This window comes from Lacipirellula sp. (genome assembly GCF_965279485.1).
GTDB lineage: Bacteria > Planctomycetota > Planctomycetia > Pirellulales > Lacipirellulaceae > Lacipirellula.
The window spans coordinates 1079089-1094808 of the sequence record NZ_CBDIIC010000001.1 but is presented as its reverse complement, the minus strand read 5'-3'; the positions used below and the strand labels follow the sequence as shown (position 1 = coordinate 1094808).

Below are 15720 nucleotides of genomic sequence, written 5' to 3'. Positions count from 1 at the left end.
CTGCTGTGCTTTTGCGGGGCGTCCTAGGGCGGCTTCAAAGTCGGCGTCAGTCACCTGGTTGTAGTGTGCGAGAGCGACTTTCGCACTGTTGCCCAACCACTTGCACGCGGTGGCAATTGGGAATTGCTTCATAAGCTCAGTCTCACGCGTTGAGCGAAGATTCTGAAAAAGCTTCGGCCAAGGTTCCATTCCAGCTCCGCGGATGGCATCTTCAAGGCCTGAACGCCAATTGGTAGCCCCATCCCCCCGTGTAATAACTAGATCGCCGGCACGAGCCAGACCAAGGGATTCAGCGTGGCGGAAGGCAGCAGCAAGGAAGGGCCGGAGTTCTGGAAAGATCGGGGTTTCTCGTTTCCCAGTTTTGGGCGAGAGTACCGTCATCCTCCCCTTCACCCAATCGACATGGCCCCATTTCAATGCGGCAGGTTCGGAGGGGCAACGCATTCCGCCCCAGCGTGTAAGAGCGAAGATCGTGCGGAGATTGATCTGCTTTGAGGGGATCGCCGCGAAAACCTTCTCCGTGTCCTCAGCAGACAAGAAATACATTCGCTCCTCAGGCGACGAGCCCACAGAGATATTCTTCATTTCGCCAAACGGATTCTCATCGATCAGCTTCGCTTTCTTTGCACGCCGAAAGAATTGCCGTGCAACGCTACATCGCTTCCGTAGCGTAGCTTCGGCTAGGTGTTCGTTATCCGCCAGCCACAGGCGGAAATCGTCGGCATCGGCAGAAGTAATGCTTTTAAGTTTCCGGGACGCACCAAAGTAGGCCGTAAGATTTCGCTGCGTGTGACCGTAAACCTTCTTCGTGCCTACACCAACGTCAGTTCGCTTCTCGATATAGTCCTTTAGAAATTGCCCCAGTTCGTCATCGTGCCGCTTATCTTCGTCCTTATGTTCCGCCGTTACTTGGCGTTCCGCCGCTAGCCCGTGCTTCACAAGCTTGGCATGGAGCTTGCCACCGACGCCGCCGAGCCAAATCGACGTTTCAATTGGCGGCGACACCTTGGCGGATTGGGATGTGACGATGGTTTCAACGTGAGACAGTATTGTCTCCGCTTGCTTCTTAGGAATCTTTCCGAGATATAGTGACTTACGCTCGCGAGACGCATTGAAATAATCAATACGACGAAGACCATTCTTTCCAGATACAATTGATGCCATTCTCTCTCCAAGTAAGTATTAGGCGGGCGTTCTGCAGCCTTGAATCAAAGCAGTTAGCGCATCGAGTTCGTAACGAATTGCATCACCGATGCGGACGAATTGAAGTTTGCCGGCTTTGCGAAGTCGCGACAAAGTTTTAGTAGACAAGTTAAGCAGCTTGGCCGCTTGCGGTTCGGTATAAAGAAGTTTCTCTTCCATGTGTCCTGCGAAGTGACGACTTGCTGCGGGCAATATCACCACGCCGTGTCGTCGGCAAAATTGTTGATGTTTCCCTGTGGTCGGGTTTATCACACCCCGTTCGAAGGGGCGCCATTTTGACGTGCTGTCAAAGCGGCGCCAAGTAGCGAGTGTGAGATGTAGCTCAAGGCAGCGAAAGCTGATGACTTTGAATGCGTCAGAGTGGACGCGATACAACCTTAGACATGTGGATAAATCGCCTCGACCTGCTTCACACTGATGCTTTCGAAGCAGCGGTCGTAAATTATGCCTTTGCAGTCCTACGACGCCTAGTCAGTACGCGTTCTTCAGAAAAGAACGCAGCCACTCCTACTGAGCAGTGGCCGTGCTCAACGAAGTTCAATCCGCAGTACAGCATTTCCGCGAGTTCCGCCGGTTCAAACAGTGCCCAGGCGTCGTCGGAATGGTACTCAAACATGAACACCTCGTCGCCGTTGATCGCCGCCGCTCCCCAATCGCCAAGCCACTCGCGTCCGAGATGAACATTGACGAGGTCCGCATCTGAGCAGTTCTACTGGTGGCCAGTGAAGGTCTCGCTTAAACGATCGGCTAACCATTTAGGCACCTTGCCCAACTCGAAGCTTGTGAGCCCCTCAATATCTCGCACACTCTCACTAAATTCAGACATACATTTTCTCCGCACCACACACTTTGTCGAAATAGGCTAGTCCGTCGACAACACGTCAGCGAGTCAACTCCGAGAGGAGCATCTCTAAACGAGGATGGGTTGTTCTCTTACAGCAAGCGGTCAAGAGAAGCTTGCTTCATGTTGAAGCACGCGTTTGGCCCATCTTCGACCCACTTGAATCCCATATGGATCGCGGCTGCGATGAATGCACCATTACAGCAGTAAAAAGGTGCGTAGAAACGTTCCACCCGATGTTTCAGCGCATAACTGCTGCAGGTCTGATTGGTCGAACGTGACTTCTCAATCTTCGCCAACCATTCGCACGCAGTTTGAAACTGAGCAAAACCTCGCAGCAGCTCCCCCCGATCTTGCTTCAACTCTTTAGTGGCATTACCCGGAAACTCGGGATGATACTGTCCAAAGCTACCAAAGCCGAACGCGCCAAGGTTGGGACAACGCTCCATAACGGCACCGAGGTTTTCTTCACTAATTTCATTCACGAAGAACTCGCAATTCTTTGCTTGTTTCATTTCAGTTCCTTGAGTTGATAATGAGGGGAATTGACTTTCTTTCCAGCGACTTCAGCGATTACGCCGCGTTCGATCAACACTGGAAACGTGTTCTTAAACCGTGCTGCACTGATACCAGCTTTGTTCCGCAAATCCGACTTAGATAACTTTCCACGCTCGTTGAGCACCGCCTTCACCTTGAGAATGTCACTCGCTAAGACGGTTTCCGCTTCGCGTAGATGATCTACACTCCTCGACTCGAAGGCGGTGCTAACCGAGACCGTCCAGTTCGGCGCGTCCTTCGTACCTTCGTCAATGTCGATCGACCACTCAGCCGAATGCGAGGAACAGTTGCCTGCGGCGACGAGGAACTTGTGAATGCCACTTCCAAGCTCAAACGGTTCGCGACGCGAGACCAGCCACCATTGACGTGCCCACGCATCGAACCCAGCTTGAGTTAGGTCCTCTAGTGTAAGGACGTGGTTGGTTTTTCTGGCGGCGGACTTAGTCACGTGGTGCGCGACGACAAGCGTCACACCTGCTTTGCGGCACAGATCGCTGATTGCCCAGAGCAGTTCGCCTTGCGACTGGATATTGCTGGCCTCGCTTCCGCCCATGCACATGTACAATGGGTCGATGATGACCACCTCGATCTGGTGATGTCGGAACAGTACGTCTAGCAGCCCAAGGTCATCGTCACTCTTAAATTTAGGGAGAGATTCGGAGATGAAGAAGTAGTCGTCGTCGGCGTTCAAACCACCAGCTTTGTCGGCCAGCGTTTTCACGCGTCGTTGCAACGCAGCGCCACCTGATTCGCCTGTGAGAACCATTACACGCGATCGCGTGCAAGCGAACTTGCCGAGGAACCGGCGCCCCGTCGACAAGCCGTAAGCTAAGTCCATTAGCTGTCCGGTTTTAACTGACTTAGCGGCGCCGCCGAAAATGCATGGCATGCCTTTGATGAGTACGTCCTCGACGATGTACTCTTCCGTAAAATCCGAGCTCAAAAGCTCCTTCATCGTGCTGGTCGGATAACGCACCATCGCTGCAGCAAGCGATGGTGTGGTATGGCTGCTGCCTACCCATCCGAGTTGACGGGCGTGGAAGTAAATCGACGCGATCGTTTGCAAGCCATTGGGCTGCAGAGACTCCCATGTCAGACGGCAATCGTCGACACCTTTGCACTTGGTACTTTGAGCACTGAACTTGTAGAACAGATCGAAATTCTCCTCGCCAGCTTGCTTCAACGCGATCGCGATTTTGATCCACTCTCCTCGATCGTCGTAGAACTTCGATGGCAGACTCATCAGTGCCGAGCACAAGTCTCCATCGAAAGCATTGGATTCGGAGCGAGCGATGATCGGCGACGCCGGCATGTCAAGGGGAAGATTAGCAAGGCTGAGCGGCACTTCGCATCTCCAAAATATGCGACAACCGTCGCGGACGTTCGGGAATATCATCACCTTTGCAGTTCAGTGTCCCTGGTAATCGGACGATGCGGGCGGCATCGGATAGCGACGTGTCGATCTTCGCGTGCGACGTGCTGAACTTATTGTCGAGGTGCTTGAGGAACTGGCTGACAAGTGGCGAGTCCGTCGGCTCGTCAATCGGAAATACGAGCTGCACGCCGTTACCGGAATGAACCGCGACAACGTTCACGTCGCACTCGACGATCAAGTAGTCGTAAACTTTCGATCCAAGCTCAATTGCGGATTCAAGCTCAGTATCGGTCGAGTTGATGCCGCTAAGTCGCACCGGGTCGATGTCGACGCAGAGCCGTGGTCGCCAGATGACTTCATCATTCGTGAAGCGAGTGGCCGAGTACGGCTTGACACGATCAGCCGCGCGGCCAAAGAGGTCGGGGTGCAAGCGTTGCAGGTTGATGTAGAGGTTGCCACGCCCGTTGAAGTAAACGACGTCCTTAAAGAATTCCTCGCGGTCACGGTAGAAGCCGACGCTTTGCTTGCCGTAACTTTTTCCTCCATCCAATAAGACGAGGGCAAGCAACTCGTCGGGTGTGTAAAGATTGTCAATGTAGTAACGCGTGTGCATGAAGCTCCCCAATAAGGAATGAAATGAAAGGACACGAGGCAGAGTGCCCGATGGCCGCATTAGTGTCCGTTGACGGACTCGCGTGTCGCCGCAAAACATGCGGCGAGCGATGAGGCGGTCTTACGCCGCCTTTTTTTTAACCTTGGGACGCGTTCCCATCGGCATCGGCCCGGGCTTGAGTTTCTGACCCGTTTCCCGATAGTAGCGTCGTTCGATCTCCTTGAGTCGTGTTTTAACCTCCTGCACATTGATTCCAACTGATGATGCGATTACATCAAGATGAAGTAGCGTCCCTGCGTTGAGCCCGACGCCTTTGTCCCATCGAGCCGCGAGGACCAAAGTGTCCGTATCATCGCGACACATGGTCAGAAGCAACCGAAACGAGGAGGTCTGCTCCATACATTCGTGGTCGATCTCGGAGTGCTTCAGTATCATCTGCTGGTAATTTCCCCACGGAGCGTCCTCCCGCTGGTCTCTCGCCCACTGCGGGTGGTCTCGCATCACTGATTCGTGAGGTGCGTCACTGCTGTCAAAAATCGTCTGGTAGGAGTGGCGTTCGAAGTCATTGAACAAGCGCCCTTGGTCGACCCATCTCGCCCTCGTGGTGGGCTTGATGTAGATCAAATTGCTCGTTTGCCAAAACTTTAGGACGGCCTGCTCGGCGACCGTATAGATCCAGGAATCGGGAGCACGCGGCCGCCGCCTTAGAAGGCGAGCCACGGCCAACTGAGCCTCTGCAAAAAACTCCCACAGCTCGTCTCGGCGAAGCCACCGGTTGAACGCGAAGCCGTAGGCGGCGTTCCAGGCCACCTTGTCGGCCCGACTGAGCCGCCGTGGTTCAAGATTGAGTTGCCGACTACCGTCGAGCCCCTTCTCGAACTTCTCTCGGCGAGGACGTCGACGCCGCGGCCCAATGTCGTAAACTTCCTCTCCCTCGCCCATCTATATATCCCCATTTTTGAGGTTGTTGCGCGATTTTCTCGAAATAGCTTCTCTGGAAAGTTTCGTTGGCCTGAGCGTCAGCGGGATTGGCCTTCGCCGACCGTTTCCGTTCGCCTACGCGGGCTTCATTTTTGACTGCGATTGCACCATGAAGGCCCTTGCCTCACTCTCAGTAACCACGCCGTGAGCCAGCAGGTGGCCCGTGACGGCTTCCCAGGCGTCGCGTTGCTTAACGAGCGTCTCGACAGCGTACGACGCGTCGCGAAGGCGTTGCCACACATCGTGGATGGGAAGCAGGTCGTCATCTTCGTGCACCATGAACAGGTCGCGTAGCAGAAGAATTTGAAAGTACTCGTCCCAGGGCCTTCCCGGGTCGTCTTCCAGGACCGGAGCCACGAGCGCGGCGACTTCATGCGACTCACCGGGCGGCGGTGTGATTAGGACCACGTGTCCAACCCACCGTTTCGGCGCCTGATCGCCGCCAGCCACGGAGAACAGCTGCGCACGCGCTACACCGCCTTTAGACGCCGCTACAACGAGCTGAGCGCCGGCGGACGAAGCCGCTTCTTCCCGCGATTTGGGCACATGATTCACCTTCATATCTCTACCTCCGTGTAAAACAGATGTGCGACGCGTGATTCGCGTCTCTGGCTGTGTTATCGAGACGTGACCTCGGTTGGCCAAGGTCGATCTGACCGTCGGCGCGTGGATTGTCGTGGATTGTCTTTGGATTGAATCCGACGATCCGCGTTCCATATCGCGAGCATCTACTGAAGCTCAATGATGCAGGAGTTCCGAGAGGCAATCGGATCGAGTGCGCACTCCCAGGTCCTTCTCGGATGGCGTGCTCCTTGTCGGACGGCCGTCCGACAACGCAGAGGTGCGTCGCTGTGGATGTTATGGCGGTATGCTTAACGCCACTCGAACATACGATCGCCAGGACCGATCCACGGCTCCCAGGAAGGCGCTACGAGGCTCCTAATTGCAGGCAACGAATGGACCCGTGCTTCCAGCGTGCTCGCGCCCGGAACTCGTGGAGCCTACAGCGCGCCTCCAGAATGTGTAGGCAGAAGGGGCATCGAAGCACGACGCACGGCACTCCTTACTGGACGGAGAACTCCTTGTCGGACACCGGACACCCCTAAAGGGGGTGTCCGTCCGTCCGACAAGGTCGTGATTCTCAAATTGCCCAAAATCGTTGATTTTTCCGGCGTTTTTGAGCATTTTCCGCTCGAACTGGCAGGAATGTACGCGTCCCTTGTCGGACGGCCGTCCGACAAGGAATTGGTCGCGCACCCGCGGAGATGAATAGGCTGAGTCGTCGGTTCTCGCCGCAATCTGCTGCAGGCATCCGTCGGGCTGCCTAGGCAAAAGAAGCCCTCGCCAGACAATCGTCCGGCAAGGGTGCTCTTCGTGCACTAGCTCAAATTGCGCCTTCGCGACTCAGGGCTAAGATCGCGGAGTTGCCGTCGTGGCGGTCTCCGGAGCAACTCGCCAGATAAGTCTGGGCGTCCGTAAATGTCATCGCTCCGGTCGCGAGCAGATGGTCGGACGCCATGGCCCAAAGTCGGCGATTCTCAAGCAAGATAGTTAGCGCCGTTTCGACGCAGCGAACGCGGGAGGCGACGTTAGAGAGCGAGATTCCGTAGTCACTTGCTTCGGTGTCGAAGAAGTCTTCGATCACGAAAAGATCGAAGTATACGTCCGACGGCCGCTTGCTGTACGTGAGCAACAGTTCTGCGATCTTGCCTGCCACTTCGACCAAACCAGCTCCGCTAGGCGCCGTTAGCGTAGTAGTTGCAGCCCATCCGAGGGCTCCAGCGGCTCCTGTCTGGAATTCGCATAGTGCGGTGTGCGCTGGGATACCCCTGACGGCCGCGACGACCATCTCGGCTGCGCCCACATCGCTTGCACGCCGTTTGCATGTGAACAGATTGCGATTCACGATCAAGCTCCTTCTCTACAGGTTTGGAAATGGCACGGGATTGTGCCGCAGAGAGGGATCGACCACTGGCAACTGGAGCCCCTATGCGATTGACGTGGATTCGGCGGATTGCGGGCGGATTCTCCGGAGGCGCGATTGTTCGTCATCCGTGGAAAGTGAGAACGAGGCTCCCGCCCAATTCCTCACACCCGGCGCGTTGTATCAGCACTAGAACATCCCGCGAATGAAGCCCATTCTCATTGCCCGCGGTATTTTCGCTGGTGTCGATTGAAATGCTCCAGTCTGGGTGTGATGCCTCCGTACCGAGCCGATCGTGCTCGAGCGAAGTTGTGCGCCAATTCTCGGCTCACATTGACTCCGATTTGCAATTGAGCATCCCTGAGTGCTCGACGAGACCGTTGCGCCGCCGGTGGAACCCTACTTTTCTCAACAACTTCAACGGTGACTTCGGAAGTTAGCGAGCCAGCACTGACTCCGGGAAAACGGGCGTAGATCGCTTCGACAACGCCCGTTAGGTAATCGACGGCCTCTTCCCGGTCCGCGGCGGTGAAGGTGGCAGATTCGCCTAGAATGGCCGCGAGATTCGCGCCCGTGCGTCGAAGCTCTCGCCATCCGAGTAGGGCGGAGGCGTGTGAGCCATCTTTCACGAAATTTAGACAAGTTGTCTTAGAAACTACTGTTGTATCACTTAGAAGTACTTCCAAATTAGTCAGTAATTTATCTAACCAAAACGCCGGATTAATTGTGCTCATATTTATGGTGGCACAATCACCGGCGTCCTCCAATGTCTAACTACTAATAAGCAGCTTGGTACTTTTACAGTACACAAGCAACTGTTTGTTTTTGTAGTAACTCATAACATCAACTCAAAGGTAGAACGACGAGATTGCGCCTTTAAAGAGTGCGCTAGTAATCTCAGATTGAAGCGAGTCTAACGGGCGGATCGCGCATGGTTCTAGTGGGGTAAGAGGACACTATTCGTATTAATCGTTGATGTGAACAAACGTGAAAGACGGCGTCAAGTTTAGCTGCTCGGGCCCGGAAAAACCCGTGCGGAACTACACTCCGCTACCCCCACCCCCTCCGAATATCGCGGCCCGGGCCCCCCTTCAATTGGGATTGCTTACTGGTAGCCGGCCGGCGGTCCCACGGCAGGTTTATTGAGCGAAAAACATAGCACGACCAGGGGCTCGGTCTCCCCGACGACAACACTAGAAAATAGGCCCCCTATGGCCTCGGCTTGCCGCGCAGGGTGTTATAGCCTGCGTAGCTGTCGGCTTTTACCGTCGCGCGTTTAGGATCAGACCTCGCTTCAAAAGCCGTTCAGCTCTTTGGACCACTTATTCCCACACGTCGAAGAGCTTGAGCTGCCGTTCGGGCGTTTTCTCGACGCTCGCTAACGTTTGGCCACCTGTTGGGCAGGGAGCCGCAGTTGAATGCGTGCCTCGGTGACGGAGTAGCACTGTATCTCGATGCTGACAGACCGCCGTGGATTGAATGTTCGCGAGACGACCTGCCACGGCATGCGCCCCTTCGGAATGTTCTTGACTGCATCGTCATCGCAATCTAAGCGGCAAAGTGAAGAATCGCCGGGCCTTCGCTTCGAATTAGTCCTCGCCTGAGCCTCAAGGCAAACTAATCTCAAGACGTTGAGGATGGCGGGCCTTCGTCAGGTTATGACGCTCTGCGGCGCAAATCTTAGGGTATCTGCCCAATGAGGCCACTGTGACTTCTGCGCCCTAGATAGATTAGGGCTTAAGGTTGACCGGTCATACCCGTGCAAACGCCTATTTTCGATGGCAATAGGCATTGGTGAAAAGTATACTCAGGTCACACCGATCGTCTCCTCTAAACTTCCTGCGTACCCGGACCGCTTCGATGGGGCAACTGTGGCACTGCCTAATTAATGGACAGGAGCTTGGTCCGTTCGACACTTCTCATATTCTTGGATTGGTCAGCCAGCGGACATTGCGACCGAATGACCATGTGCGACTAAGTGGGACGGCAGCGTGGACGGTAGCCTCGAAAATTAAGGGTCTGTTTTCAGAGGATTCCTTGAACGCTTCACCTACTGCACTCGCAAATCGCAAGCGACAGTGGAAGGTTCAACTGAACGGGCGGGAGCTGGGGCCATTTTCAGACCGGCAATTAAAGCGATTCGCCGTCCGAGGCGATCTAAAGCCGCACTACCTCTTGCAAGTAGTGGGTGATCCTGAGTGGCGTGAGGCCAGGAGAATTCAAGGCCTCTTCGACGCGCCCGTAGCGCAGCAGACCGACCGCGGATTGCCGGCAGTTTCGCCAACCGACAAATACAAGTTCGCGTGCACAGCATGCGGACGGACGCTTAGCTGCTACGCATCGTTCTTCCGGAAAACCTTGCCTTGCCCCGCCTGTAAGAAACTGCTGACTGTACCCGACCTGGCGAGTGCTTCGTCAAGTCCCGCATCTGTCAGTACTCCAGTGCCGCAGGCGCCACCGCGCGACAACGAGCCCGTAGTCATCAAGAGCAGGCGACTGACGGGGAGTACTGCTGAGCCTCCCAACGGACTTAGCATCAGGAAGATTCTGGGCTCGATTCGACTCGGCGGCAGTACGCCTGAGAAGGTCGATCATCGCCCCCCGAAAGAAAGCATTGAGTTTTATGGAGCTGGCACTGTTGTCGACCTCGGGTTTGGCCCGCTGAGCAGTCCGCTGGTGTATGCCACTGCACAACGGTTCGGTTCAGCTTACGACGCGTCGCTCATCGAACTTCCACTGCCCGCAACTCGTTCTCCAGTTCCACCTGAATCACTGCCATACTGGCCGACCTACCATGAAGCTACGCCGCGGCAGCGTGGGCGATATCTCGACTGGCTTTACGGTGGCCGCAAAGACCCGTCGATTGAGTTGGGCTATGTGTTCATCTTCTTCTACGGACTGGAGAGACGAGTTCTTATCGACGGCGCGGATCACGCAATAGTCGTCGATGAACTACTGCGACTGCTCGCCGCGTACGATAAGTCCAACTCTTTCCAAAACTATGCAACTTCACTGCTTTGGCTGACAGTTTTCCTCACCGCAGATCGCGGAGGACTGCCTGACGAAACGGTGACTCGCGTCATCCAATCGACGAGTCGATGGGACGAGGACTCACTCAAGTTTAGTCTCGGTTATTACGGTCGCCGCGGCCTGCCTTTGCCAACCGCTATGACAGTTGCCGTCGCGAGTTACGATGAGCGCTCAGTCAACAGCGTTGTTGTCAGCCGACATTCTGAAAAATTCCATACTCTATTCAAGTCGCGGTTGACCGCGGCTTACCCGAACGGCTTCTCGCTTCCCGCCAAAAACCGAGAGCGAAAAATTGACTATCGTGCTGCCAGCGGAACGATGCTGGCCGCGCGCAATCCTCAACCTGAAATCGCGTCACGAACAGTTCCTACGTACAATCCGTCGACTCGGCATTTCGCCTCACTAGCGACGCTATGGAATCAGTGCGTTGATGAGTTGCGAGACTTCGATCGCGCGAGCCGCCGTGATGGATCTGGCACCGTGACTTCGGAGATGTATGAAGCATTACCCGCTGAGTTAAGACTGGGCGAGCACCCAGAGCGATCAGCCTGGCAACGAGTTATTGAGTTTGGGCTGGATGACGCCGGCTGGCCGCTCGTGAAGATCTCGCAGCTATCGCAGATCAAAAAGTTCCCGTTGCGTACTCAGCTCACGAAAAAGCAGTGCGAAACGCTTCTTGCTACCGCTGATGCACTGGGGTTGTCAATCGAGCCCGACGCCAGACTTACTGGAAAGAACTATCGGTGCGACGAAGTCGTCGTCGTCTTCCAGAATGACGGCCCGTCCCACGACGCAAGATCACTTGCTCAGTATCGGTCAGCGGCGACTCTTCTACAGCTTTCTTTAGCCATTGCAAAAGCAGATGAAGTCCTCGATGAAGTAGAGCTTGGAAAAATCGCCAATCATATTGAACGGGAATTTGATCTTAGCCCGCAGCTGACGAAACGCTTGGAGGGTCTTAAGCACTTACTTGTCGCCAGAGATCAAGCGGAGACTTCGGTGGCGCAGTCGATTCGGAAGTCGCTGGCTGTGAAGGAACGGAAGGTGATCGGCTCCTTCCTCGTCGCCATCGCTGCATCAGACCGCGTCATCTGTGAGAAAGAACGCAAAGCACTCAAGAAGGCGTTTCGAGGCCTCGGAATTCCTTCTCATGAACTGGAAAAAATGCTTGAGCAGCACGACGCGATCGAGCTTGCCGCTAACAGCGTTGGAGAAGTTGACGCAGATAGCGCCAGCCGAACAGATGCGCCTGCCCTTTGCCTGGAGAGGATCAGGGCAATTCGTGAAGAAACGAGCCGCGTTCAGGAACTTCTGCACACCGTTCTTTCATCGGCTGAATCGGAGTGGACTGCTGGCGACGACCCGGCGTCGATTATCTCCGACGCCGAGCCAGATGACTCGAGAAGGGCGGCGGCTACAGCTGTAGCCGTACAGGCTGATGGGGCTGTGGCAGTAGTCAACGAAGGCTCGCTACTCGACCGAATGCCAGAAAGATATCGGGCGTTCTTTGCTGCGATAGCGACGCAAACAAGTTGGCCGCGTTCAGCACTTGCTGATATCGCTAGAGCGAATAGTCTTATGCTGAATGCCGCGTGCGAAGCAATTAATGAGTGGTCAACCGAAGAAATCGGCGATTGGCTGATTGAAGAGGATGATGATCACATCTTGATCCATAGGCACCTCTTGGAGATCTAGTAGCATGGCGAAGGTGACGACACGCGAAAGGGAGGCGGTGCTACGATCACTGGCCGGAGGCGTCGTGCCAGCAATCGGTCTCCAGCACATTCAAGTTGGAAGACTCGATGAGGTGGGAGCAATCGTCAAGGACCTCGAGCAAATCGAGGAAGGCGCTGCGACCGTCCGATTCATTGTGGGGCGGTACGGCAGCGGCAAAACATTCTTCCTGCATCTAGCCCGTAACGTCGCGCTGCAACGGCGGTTTGTCGTCATTGAGGGGGACATCACGACCGATCGGCGACTGCAAGGTTCCGGCGGTAAAGCGCAAGCTCTGTACAGCGAGATGATGAGAAATCTCTCAACTCGCTCGAAGCCTGAGGGGGGAGCGCTAGCTAATCTCGTTGAACGTTGGGCAAGCGACGTCGACCATGCAGTACGCTCGAAGGGCGGGGGAGATGAGGAGGTTAAAGCCGAGTTCGTTGCGGTTCTAAGTCCTCTCCAGGAACACGTCGCCGGCTTCGACTTCTGCGCGGTGTTGACCAAGTACTACGAGGGCTTTCTGGCCCATGATCAGTCGCTTCAAGACTCAGCGCTGAGGTGGCTCCGCGGCGAATACACAACAAAAACTCAGGCTCGGCAAGATCTCGGGGTTCGCACCATCATCGACGACGATTCTTGGTACGACTACGTCAAGCTATTCGCAGGGTTTTGTCGCATCGCTGGGTACGCAGGGCTAATCGTTTGCATTGATGAACTAGTCGTCCTTTCGCACCGGCTCGCGAATGCAGCCGCCAGGAACAATAACTACGAAGCAATTCTAAGAATCATCAACGATTGCCTGGGCGGGAGAGCCTCATCTCTCGGCTTTCTGTTCGCCGGCACTCCCGACTGCATCGAGGATCGACGAAGAGGATTGTCTAGTTACGAGGCTCTAGCCACCCGGATTGCCACTAATACCTTCGCCTCAGGCAGGCTGAAGGACTTTTCATCTCCTGTTATAAGGCTTGAGAATCTTACTCCCGAAGATTGTTTCGTGCTTCTCTCTAACCTCCGTCGAGTTCACTCTCTAGACGACGTCACGAAGTATCTAATTCCGGATGAGGGAATTGCGACTTTTCTAGAGCATTGTCACAAACGCATTGGCGCGGCCTACTTCCAAACACCTCGTGAGACCATCAAGTCTTTCATCGGACTGCTCCGTGTGCTTGAGCAGAACGCTGGGACGACTTGGCAGGAGCTTCTCACTGTCGAGGCAGCGCCTGCGAAAGCCGATGTCGACCCAATTAGTCAGTTCTCACCAGACGACGATGACCTCACTGAATTTAAGTTGTAATGTCAACTGCATTCGACCTTTTGGCGCCTCCGGTTCAGCTCTGCCTCTGGCGGATGGGGTGGACAGAACTTCGACAGATTCAGTCTGACGCGATACTTTCGGTTCTTAATTTAGACCACGACTTGATCATTTCTGCCGCCACCGCGTCGGGCAAGACGGAGGCGGCGTTTCTGCCAATCATCTCTCGGCTGACGGAGGCGCCTGCGGATTCCATCGCGGCTCTCTATGTCAGTCCGCTCAAAGCGCTGATCAATGACCAGTTCCGACGGCTTGAGGAACTGTGCGAACATGCCGAAATCCCCGTCCATCGATGGCACGGCGATGTCAGTCAGTCAGCGAAATCTAAGTTGGTCAAGAATCCGAGCGGCATCCTCCTGACCACGCCGGAATCTCTGGAGTCACTATTTATTAATCGCTCCAGCGCTTTGCCTCGCCTATTCGGATCGCTGCAGTACGTCGTGATTGACGAGCTTCACGCATTCGTTGGGAGGGAGCGCGGCACTCATTTGCGCAGTCTGCTGCATCGTCTTGAACAAAGAATCAGGCATCGATTTCGGATCCTGGCACTCTCCGCAACATTGGGTGAATGGGTAGGCAACTATGCGACGTGGATTCGTCCGGGCCAAGAAGACCGCGTCTCCTTGCTCACCGATCACGGTGATGAGAAGACCGTTCGACTGAAGGTCTACGGTTACACTTCCGGCGAAGGCAGTTCGCCAGATGAGGCCCGCGATGACGAGGCCAAGGATGGCGCTGGTTATCTTGTTGACGATGTTCGCAAGGCGTTCGACAAACGCAAGGGGCTTATCTTCGCCAATCGCAAGAATGACGTTGAACTGCTGGCCGATGCACTGAACGATCAGTGCCGCCGCCAGCGTAAACCAGAATCCTTTCTTGTGCATCATGGCTCACTCAGTAAAGAAATCCGCGAGCAGACCGAACAGATGATGCGAGGCAGCGTCGCTTTTACAACGCTTTGCTCATCGACGCTGGAATTGGGAATCGACATCGGCGACGTTGAAGTCGTCGGCCAAATTGGCGCACCTTGGTCCGTCAGCTCGCTAGTCCAAAGGCTCGGCCGGAGCGGACGCCGAGGCAACGACGCCTCTGAAATGCGAATCTTCATCGAATGCTTGCCGCTCCATAATGGCTCCAGTCTGGTAGATCGACTCCGGCCAGAGTTGCTTCAGGCAATTGCTCTAACCGAATTGATGTTGGAGAAATGGCGTGAGCCGCCAGAATCCTCGCGCTGTGATCTCAGCACGCTCGTGCAGCAGATTCTTAGCATCTTGGCTGAGACCGGCGGAACGACCGCGAGTTTCCTCCTAAGCGAACTGATCCAAAATGGAGCTTTCAGAGAGACAGCAAAGCAACAGTTCGTTCAACTTCTGCGAGCGCTAGGAGAGCAGAATCTTATTGAACAGATGCCGCAGGGGGACCTTATCTTGGGCGTGGAAGGCGAACGAATTGTTAAGTCGATGGATTTTTATAGCGCCTTCGCATCCAGCAAAGAGTTTACTGTGATGAGTGCAGGAGAGGCGATTGGCAGTATCGCGGCGATCGACCCTCCGCCACCACTGGATCACTTGCTTCTTGCTGGCCGACGGTGGCAGGTCGTTGACGTGGATACTCGACGCGAAGAGATTAATGTCATCCCTGCGAGTGGAAAGAAAGCGGCGCCTTTTCAAGGCTCCGGTGGCGAAATACACGACCGCGTTCGTGGCAGAATGCGAACCGTTCTGCTTGGTCAAGACAACTTCAAATACCTGAACTCTGGTGCTGCGAACTGGCTTACGGAAGCTCGGCAGGCAGCGACTAGGGCTAGCCTACATCTGTCATCTTGGCATCAAATCTCCTCAGCGAGATCGCTGCTGTTCACGTGGTCGGGTTCGCGAACCCAACGAACTATCGTCTTGTTCGCTCGTGCGGCTGGGATTGAAGCCGTGGATAGAAGAATCGCCATCGAATTCCCGGCTCCAGAGCGAATTGTTCGCCATAAGTTGCTCGCACTTCTGCATTCGGGGTTATCCAGCGAGGAGCTAGCTGATAAAGAAGCGTTTCATGCACGTCGAAAATACGACTGCTATGTTCCGAGCAATATACTCCGCGAATGCTTCGCAGCTGATGCTTTGGACATTGATAACTGCATTGCAGTCGTCGACCGTGCCTGCCATGAGGCCTAGTT

11 protein-coding genes and 1 pseudogene are annotated in these 15720 nt (G+C 55.0%); 4 read left to right on the top strand and 8 right to left on the bottom strand.

All coding sequences use genetic code 11. From position 1 onward, the window contains the following. Nucleotides 1-600 precede the first annotated feature (600 nt). Together ACQY7R_RS04565 and ACQY7R_RS04560 are read right to left on the bottom strand one after the other, a co-directional pair. Nucleotides 601-1164: pseudogene (locus tag ACQY7R_RS04565) on the bottom strand (phage integrase SAM-like domain-containing protein); the annotation flags it as partial. Nucleotides 1165-1182: 18 nt separating this feature from the next. After that, nucleotides 1183-1362, bottom strand: a complete 180-nt coding sequence (locus ACQY7R_RS04560) for a helix-turn-helix domain-containing protein (RefSeq protein ID WP_428304413.1) — start codon at nucleotides 1360-1362, stop codon at nucleotides 1183-1185. Between the two features lie 364 nt (nucleotides 1363-1726). Between ACQY7R_RS04560 and ACQY7R_RS04555 the strand changes: the two genes are divergently transcribed. Beyond that, the gene (locus ACQY7R_RS04555) at nucleotides 1727-1906 is read left to right on the top strand and encodes a hypothetical protein (RefSeq protein ID WP_428304412.1); all 180 of its coding nucleotides are present in this window, start codon (nucleotides 1727-1729) and stop codon (nucleotides 1904-1906) included. A 230-nt stretch (nucleotides 1907-2136) separates the two neighbouring features. Here the strand turns inward: ACQY7R_RS04555 and ACQY7R_RS04550 are convergent, their stop codons facing one another. The 6 genes from ACQY7R_RS04550 to ACQY7R_RS04525 all read right to left on the bottom strand — a co-directional run bounded on the left by ACQY7R_RS04550 (nucleotide 2137) and on the right by ACQY7R_RS04525 (nucleotide 7297). Then, on the bottom strand, nucleotides 2137-2559 hold the full coding sequence (locus ACQY7R_RS04550; protein ID WP_428304411.1) for a hypothetical protein: 423 nt from the start codon (nucleotides 2557-2559) through the stop codon (nucleotides 2137-2139). Continuing rightward, the gene (locus tag ACQY7R_RS04545) at nucleotides 2556-3947 is read right to left on the bottom strand and encodes an AAA family ATPase (protein ID WP_428304410.1); all 1392 of its coding nucleotides are present in this window, start codon (nucleotides 3945-3947) and stop codon (nucleotides 2556-2558) included. The genes ACQY7R_RS04550 and ACQY7R_RS04545 overlap by 4 nt, the downstream gene beginning before the upstream one ends. Then, a complete protein-coding gene (locus tag ACQY7R_RS04540) occupies nucleotides 3928-4590 on the bottom strand; it encodes a hypothetical protein (protein WP_428304409.1) in 663 nt (220 codons plus the stop codon). The genes ACQY7R_RS04545 and ACQY7R_RS04540 overlap by 20 nt, the downstream gene beginning before the upstream one ends. A 120-nt stretch (nucleotides 4591-4710) precedes the next feature. Further along, nucleotides 4711-5532 (bottom strand): hypothetical protein, encoded by an 822-nt coding sequence (locus ACQY7R_RS04535; RefSeq protein WP_428304408.1) that lies wholly within the window; start codon nucleotides 5530-5532, stop codon nucleotides 4711-4713. A 114-nt stretch (nucleotides 5533-5646) separates the two neighbouring features. Then, on the bottom strand, nucleotides 5647-6132 hold the full coding sequence (locus ACQY7R_RS04530) for a hypothetical protein (RefSeq protein WP_428304407.1): 486 nt from the start codon (nucleotides 6130-6132) through the stop codon (nucleotides 5647-5649). Nucleotides 6133-6955: 823 nt separating this feature from the next. Continuing rightward, the gene (locus ACQY7R_RS04525; protein ID WP_428304406.1) at nucleotides 6956-7297 is read right to left on the bottom strand and encodes a hypothetical protein; all 342 of its coding nucleotides are present in this window, start codon (nucleotides 7295-7297) and stop codon (nucleotides 6956-6958) included. A 2058-nt stretch (nucleotides 7298-9355) separates the two neighbouring features. Between ACQY7R_RS04525 and ACQY7R_RS04520 the strand changes: the two genes are divergently transcribed. From ACQY7R_RS04520 to ACQY7R_RS04510, 3 genes are read left to right on the top strand one after another with little or no spacing between them, the layout of a single operon-like run. Continuing rightward, entirely contained in the window at nucleotides 9356-12220 is a 2865-nt protein-coding gene (locus ACQY7R_RS04520) for a TerB N-terminal domain-containing protein (RefSeq protein WP_428304405.1), read from the top strand. 4 nt (nucleotides 12221-12224) lie between these two features. Beyond that, complete coding sequence (locus ACQY7R_RS04515; RefSeq protein WP_428304404.1) at nucleotides 12225-13535, top strand: ATP-binding protein; 1311 nt, start codon at nucleotides 12225-12227, stop codon at nucleotides 13533-13535. After that, nucleotides 13535-15718, top strand: coding sequence for a DEAD/DEAH box helicase (locus ACQY7R_RS04510; RefSeq protein ID WP_428304403.1), 2184 nt, complete (start codon nucleotides 13535-13537; stop codon nucleotides 15716-15718). The genes ACQY7R_RS04515 and ACQY7R_RS04510 overlap by 1 nt, the downstream gene beginning before the upstream one ends. The last annotated feature ends 2 nt before the right edge of the window (nucleotides 15719-15720 follow it).

Excerpts from the sequence above, each read along its gene's own strand:
- ACQY7R_RS04560 (WP_428304413.1), bottom strand. The coding sequence starts at position 1,362 with ATGGAAGAGAAACTTCTTTATACCGAACCGCAAGCGGCCAAGCTGCTT.
- ACQY7R_RS04550 (WP_428304411.1), bottom strand. The coding sequence starts at position 2,559 with ATGAAACAAGCAAAGAATTGCGAGTTCTTCGTGAATGAAATTAGTGAA.
- ACQY7R_RS04540 (WP_428304409.1), bottom strand. The coding sequence starts at position 4,590 with ATGCACACGCGTTACTACATTGACAATCTTTACACACCCGACGAGTTG.
- ACQY7R_RS04535 (WP_428304408.1), bottom strand. The coding sequence starts at position 5,532 with ATGGGCGAGGGAGAGGAAGTTTACGACATTGGGCCGCGGCGTCGACGT.
- ACQY7R_RS04530 (WP_428304407.1), bottom strand. The coding sequence starts at position 6,132 with ATGAAGGTGAATCATGTGCCCAAATCGCGGGAAGAAGCGGCTTCGTCC.
- ACQY7R_RS04520 (WP_428304405.1), top strand. The coding sequence starts at position 9,356 with ATGGGGCAACTGTGGCACTGCCTAATTAATGGACAGGAGCTTGGTCCG.
- ACQY7R_RS04515 (WP_428304404.1), top strand. The coding sequence starts at position 12,225 with ATGGCGAAGGTGACGACACGCGAAAGGGAGGCGGTGCTACGATCACTG.
- ACQY7R_RS04510 (WP_428304403.1), top strand. The coding sequence starts at position 13,535 with ATGTCAACTGCATTCGACCTTTTGGCGCCTCCGGTTCAGCTCTGCCTC.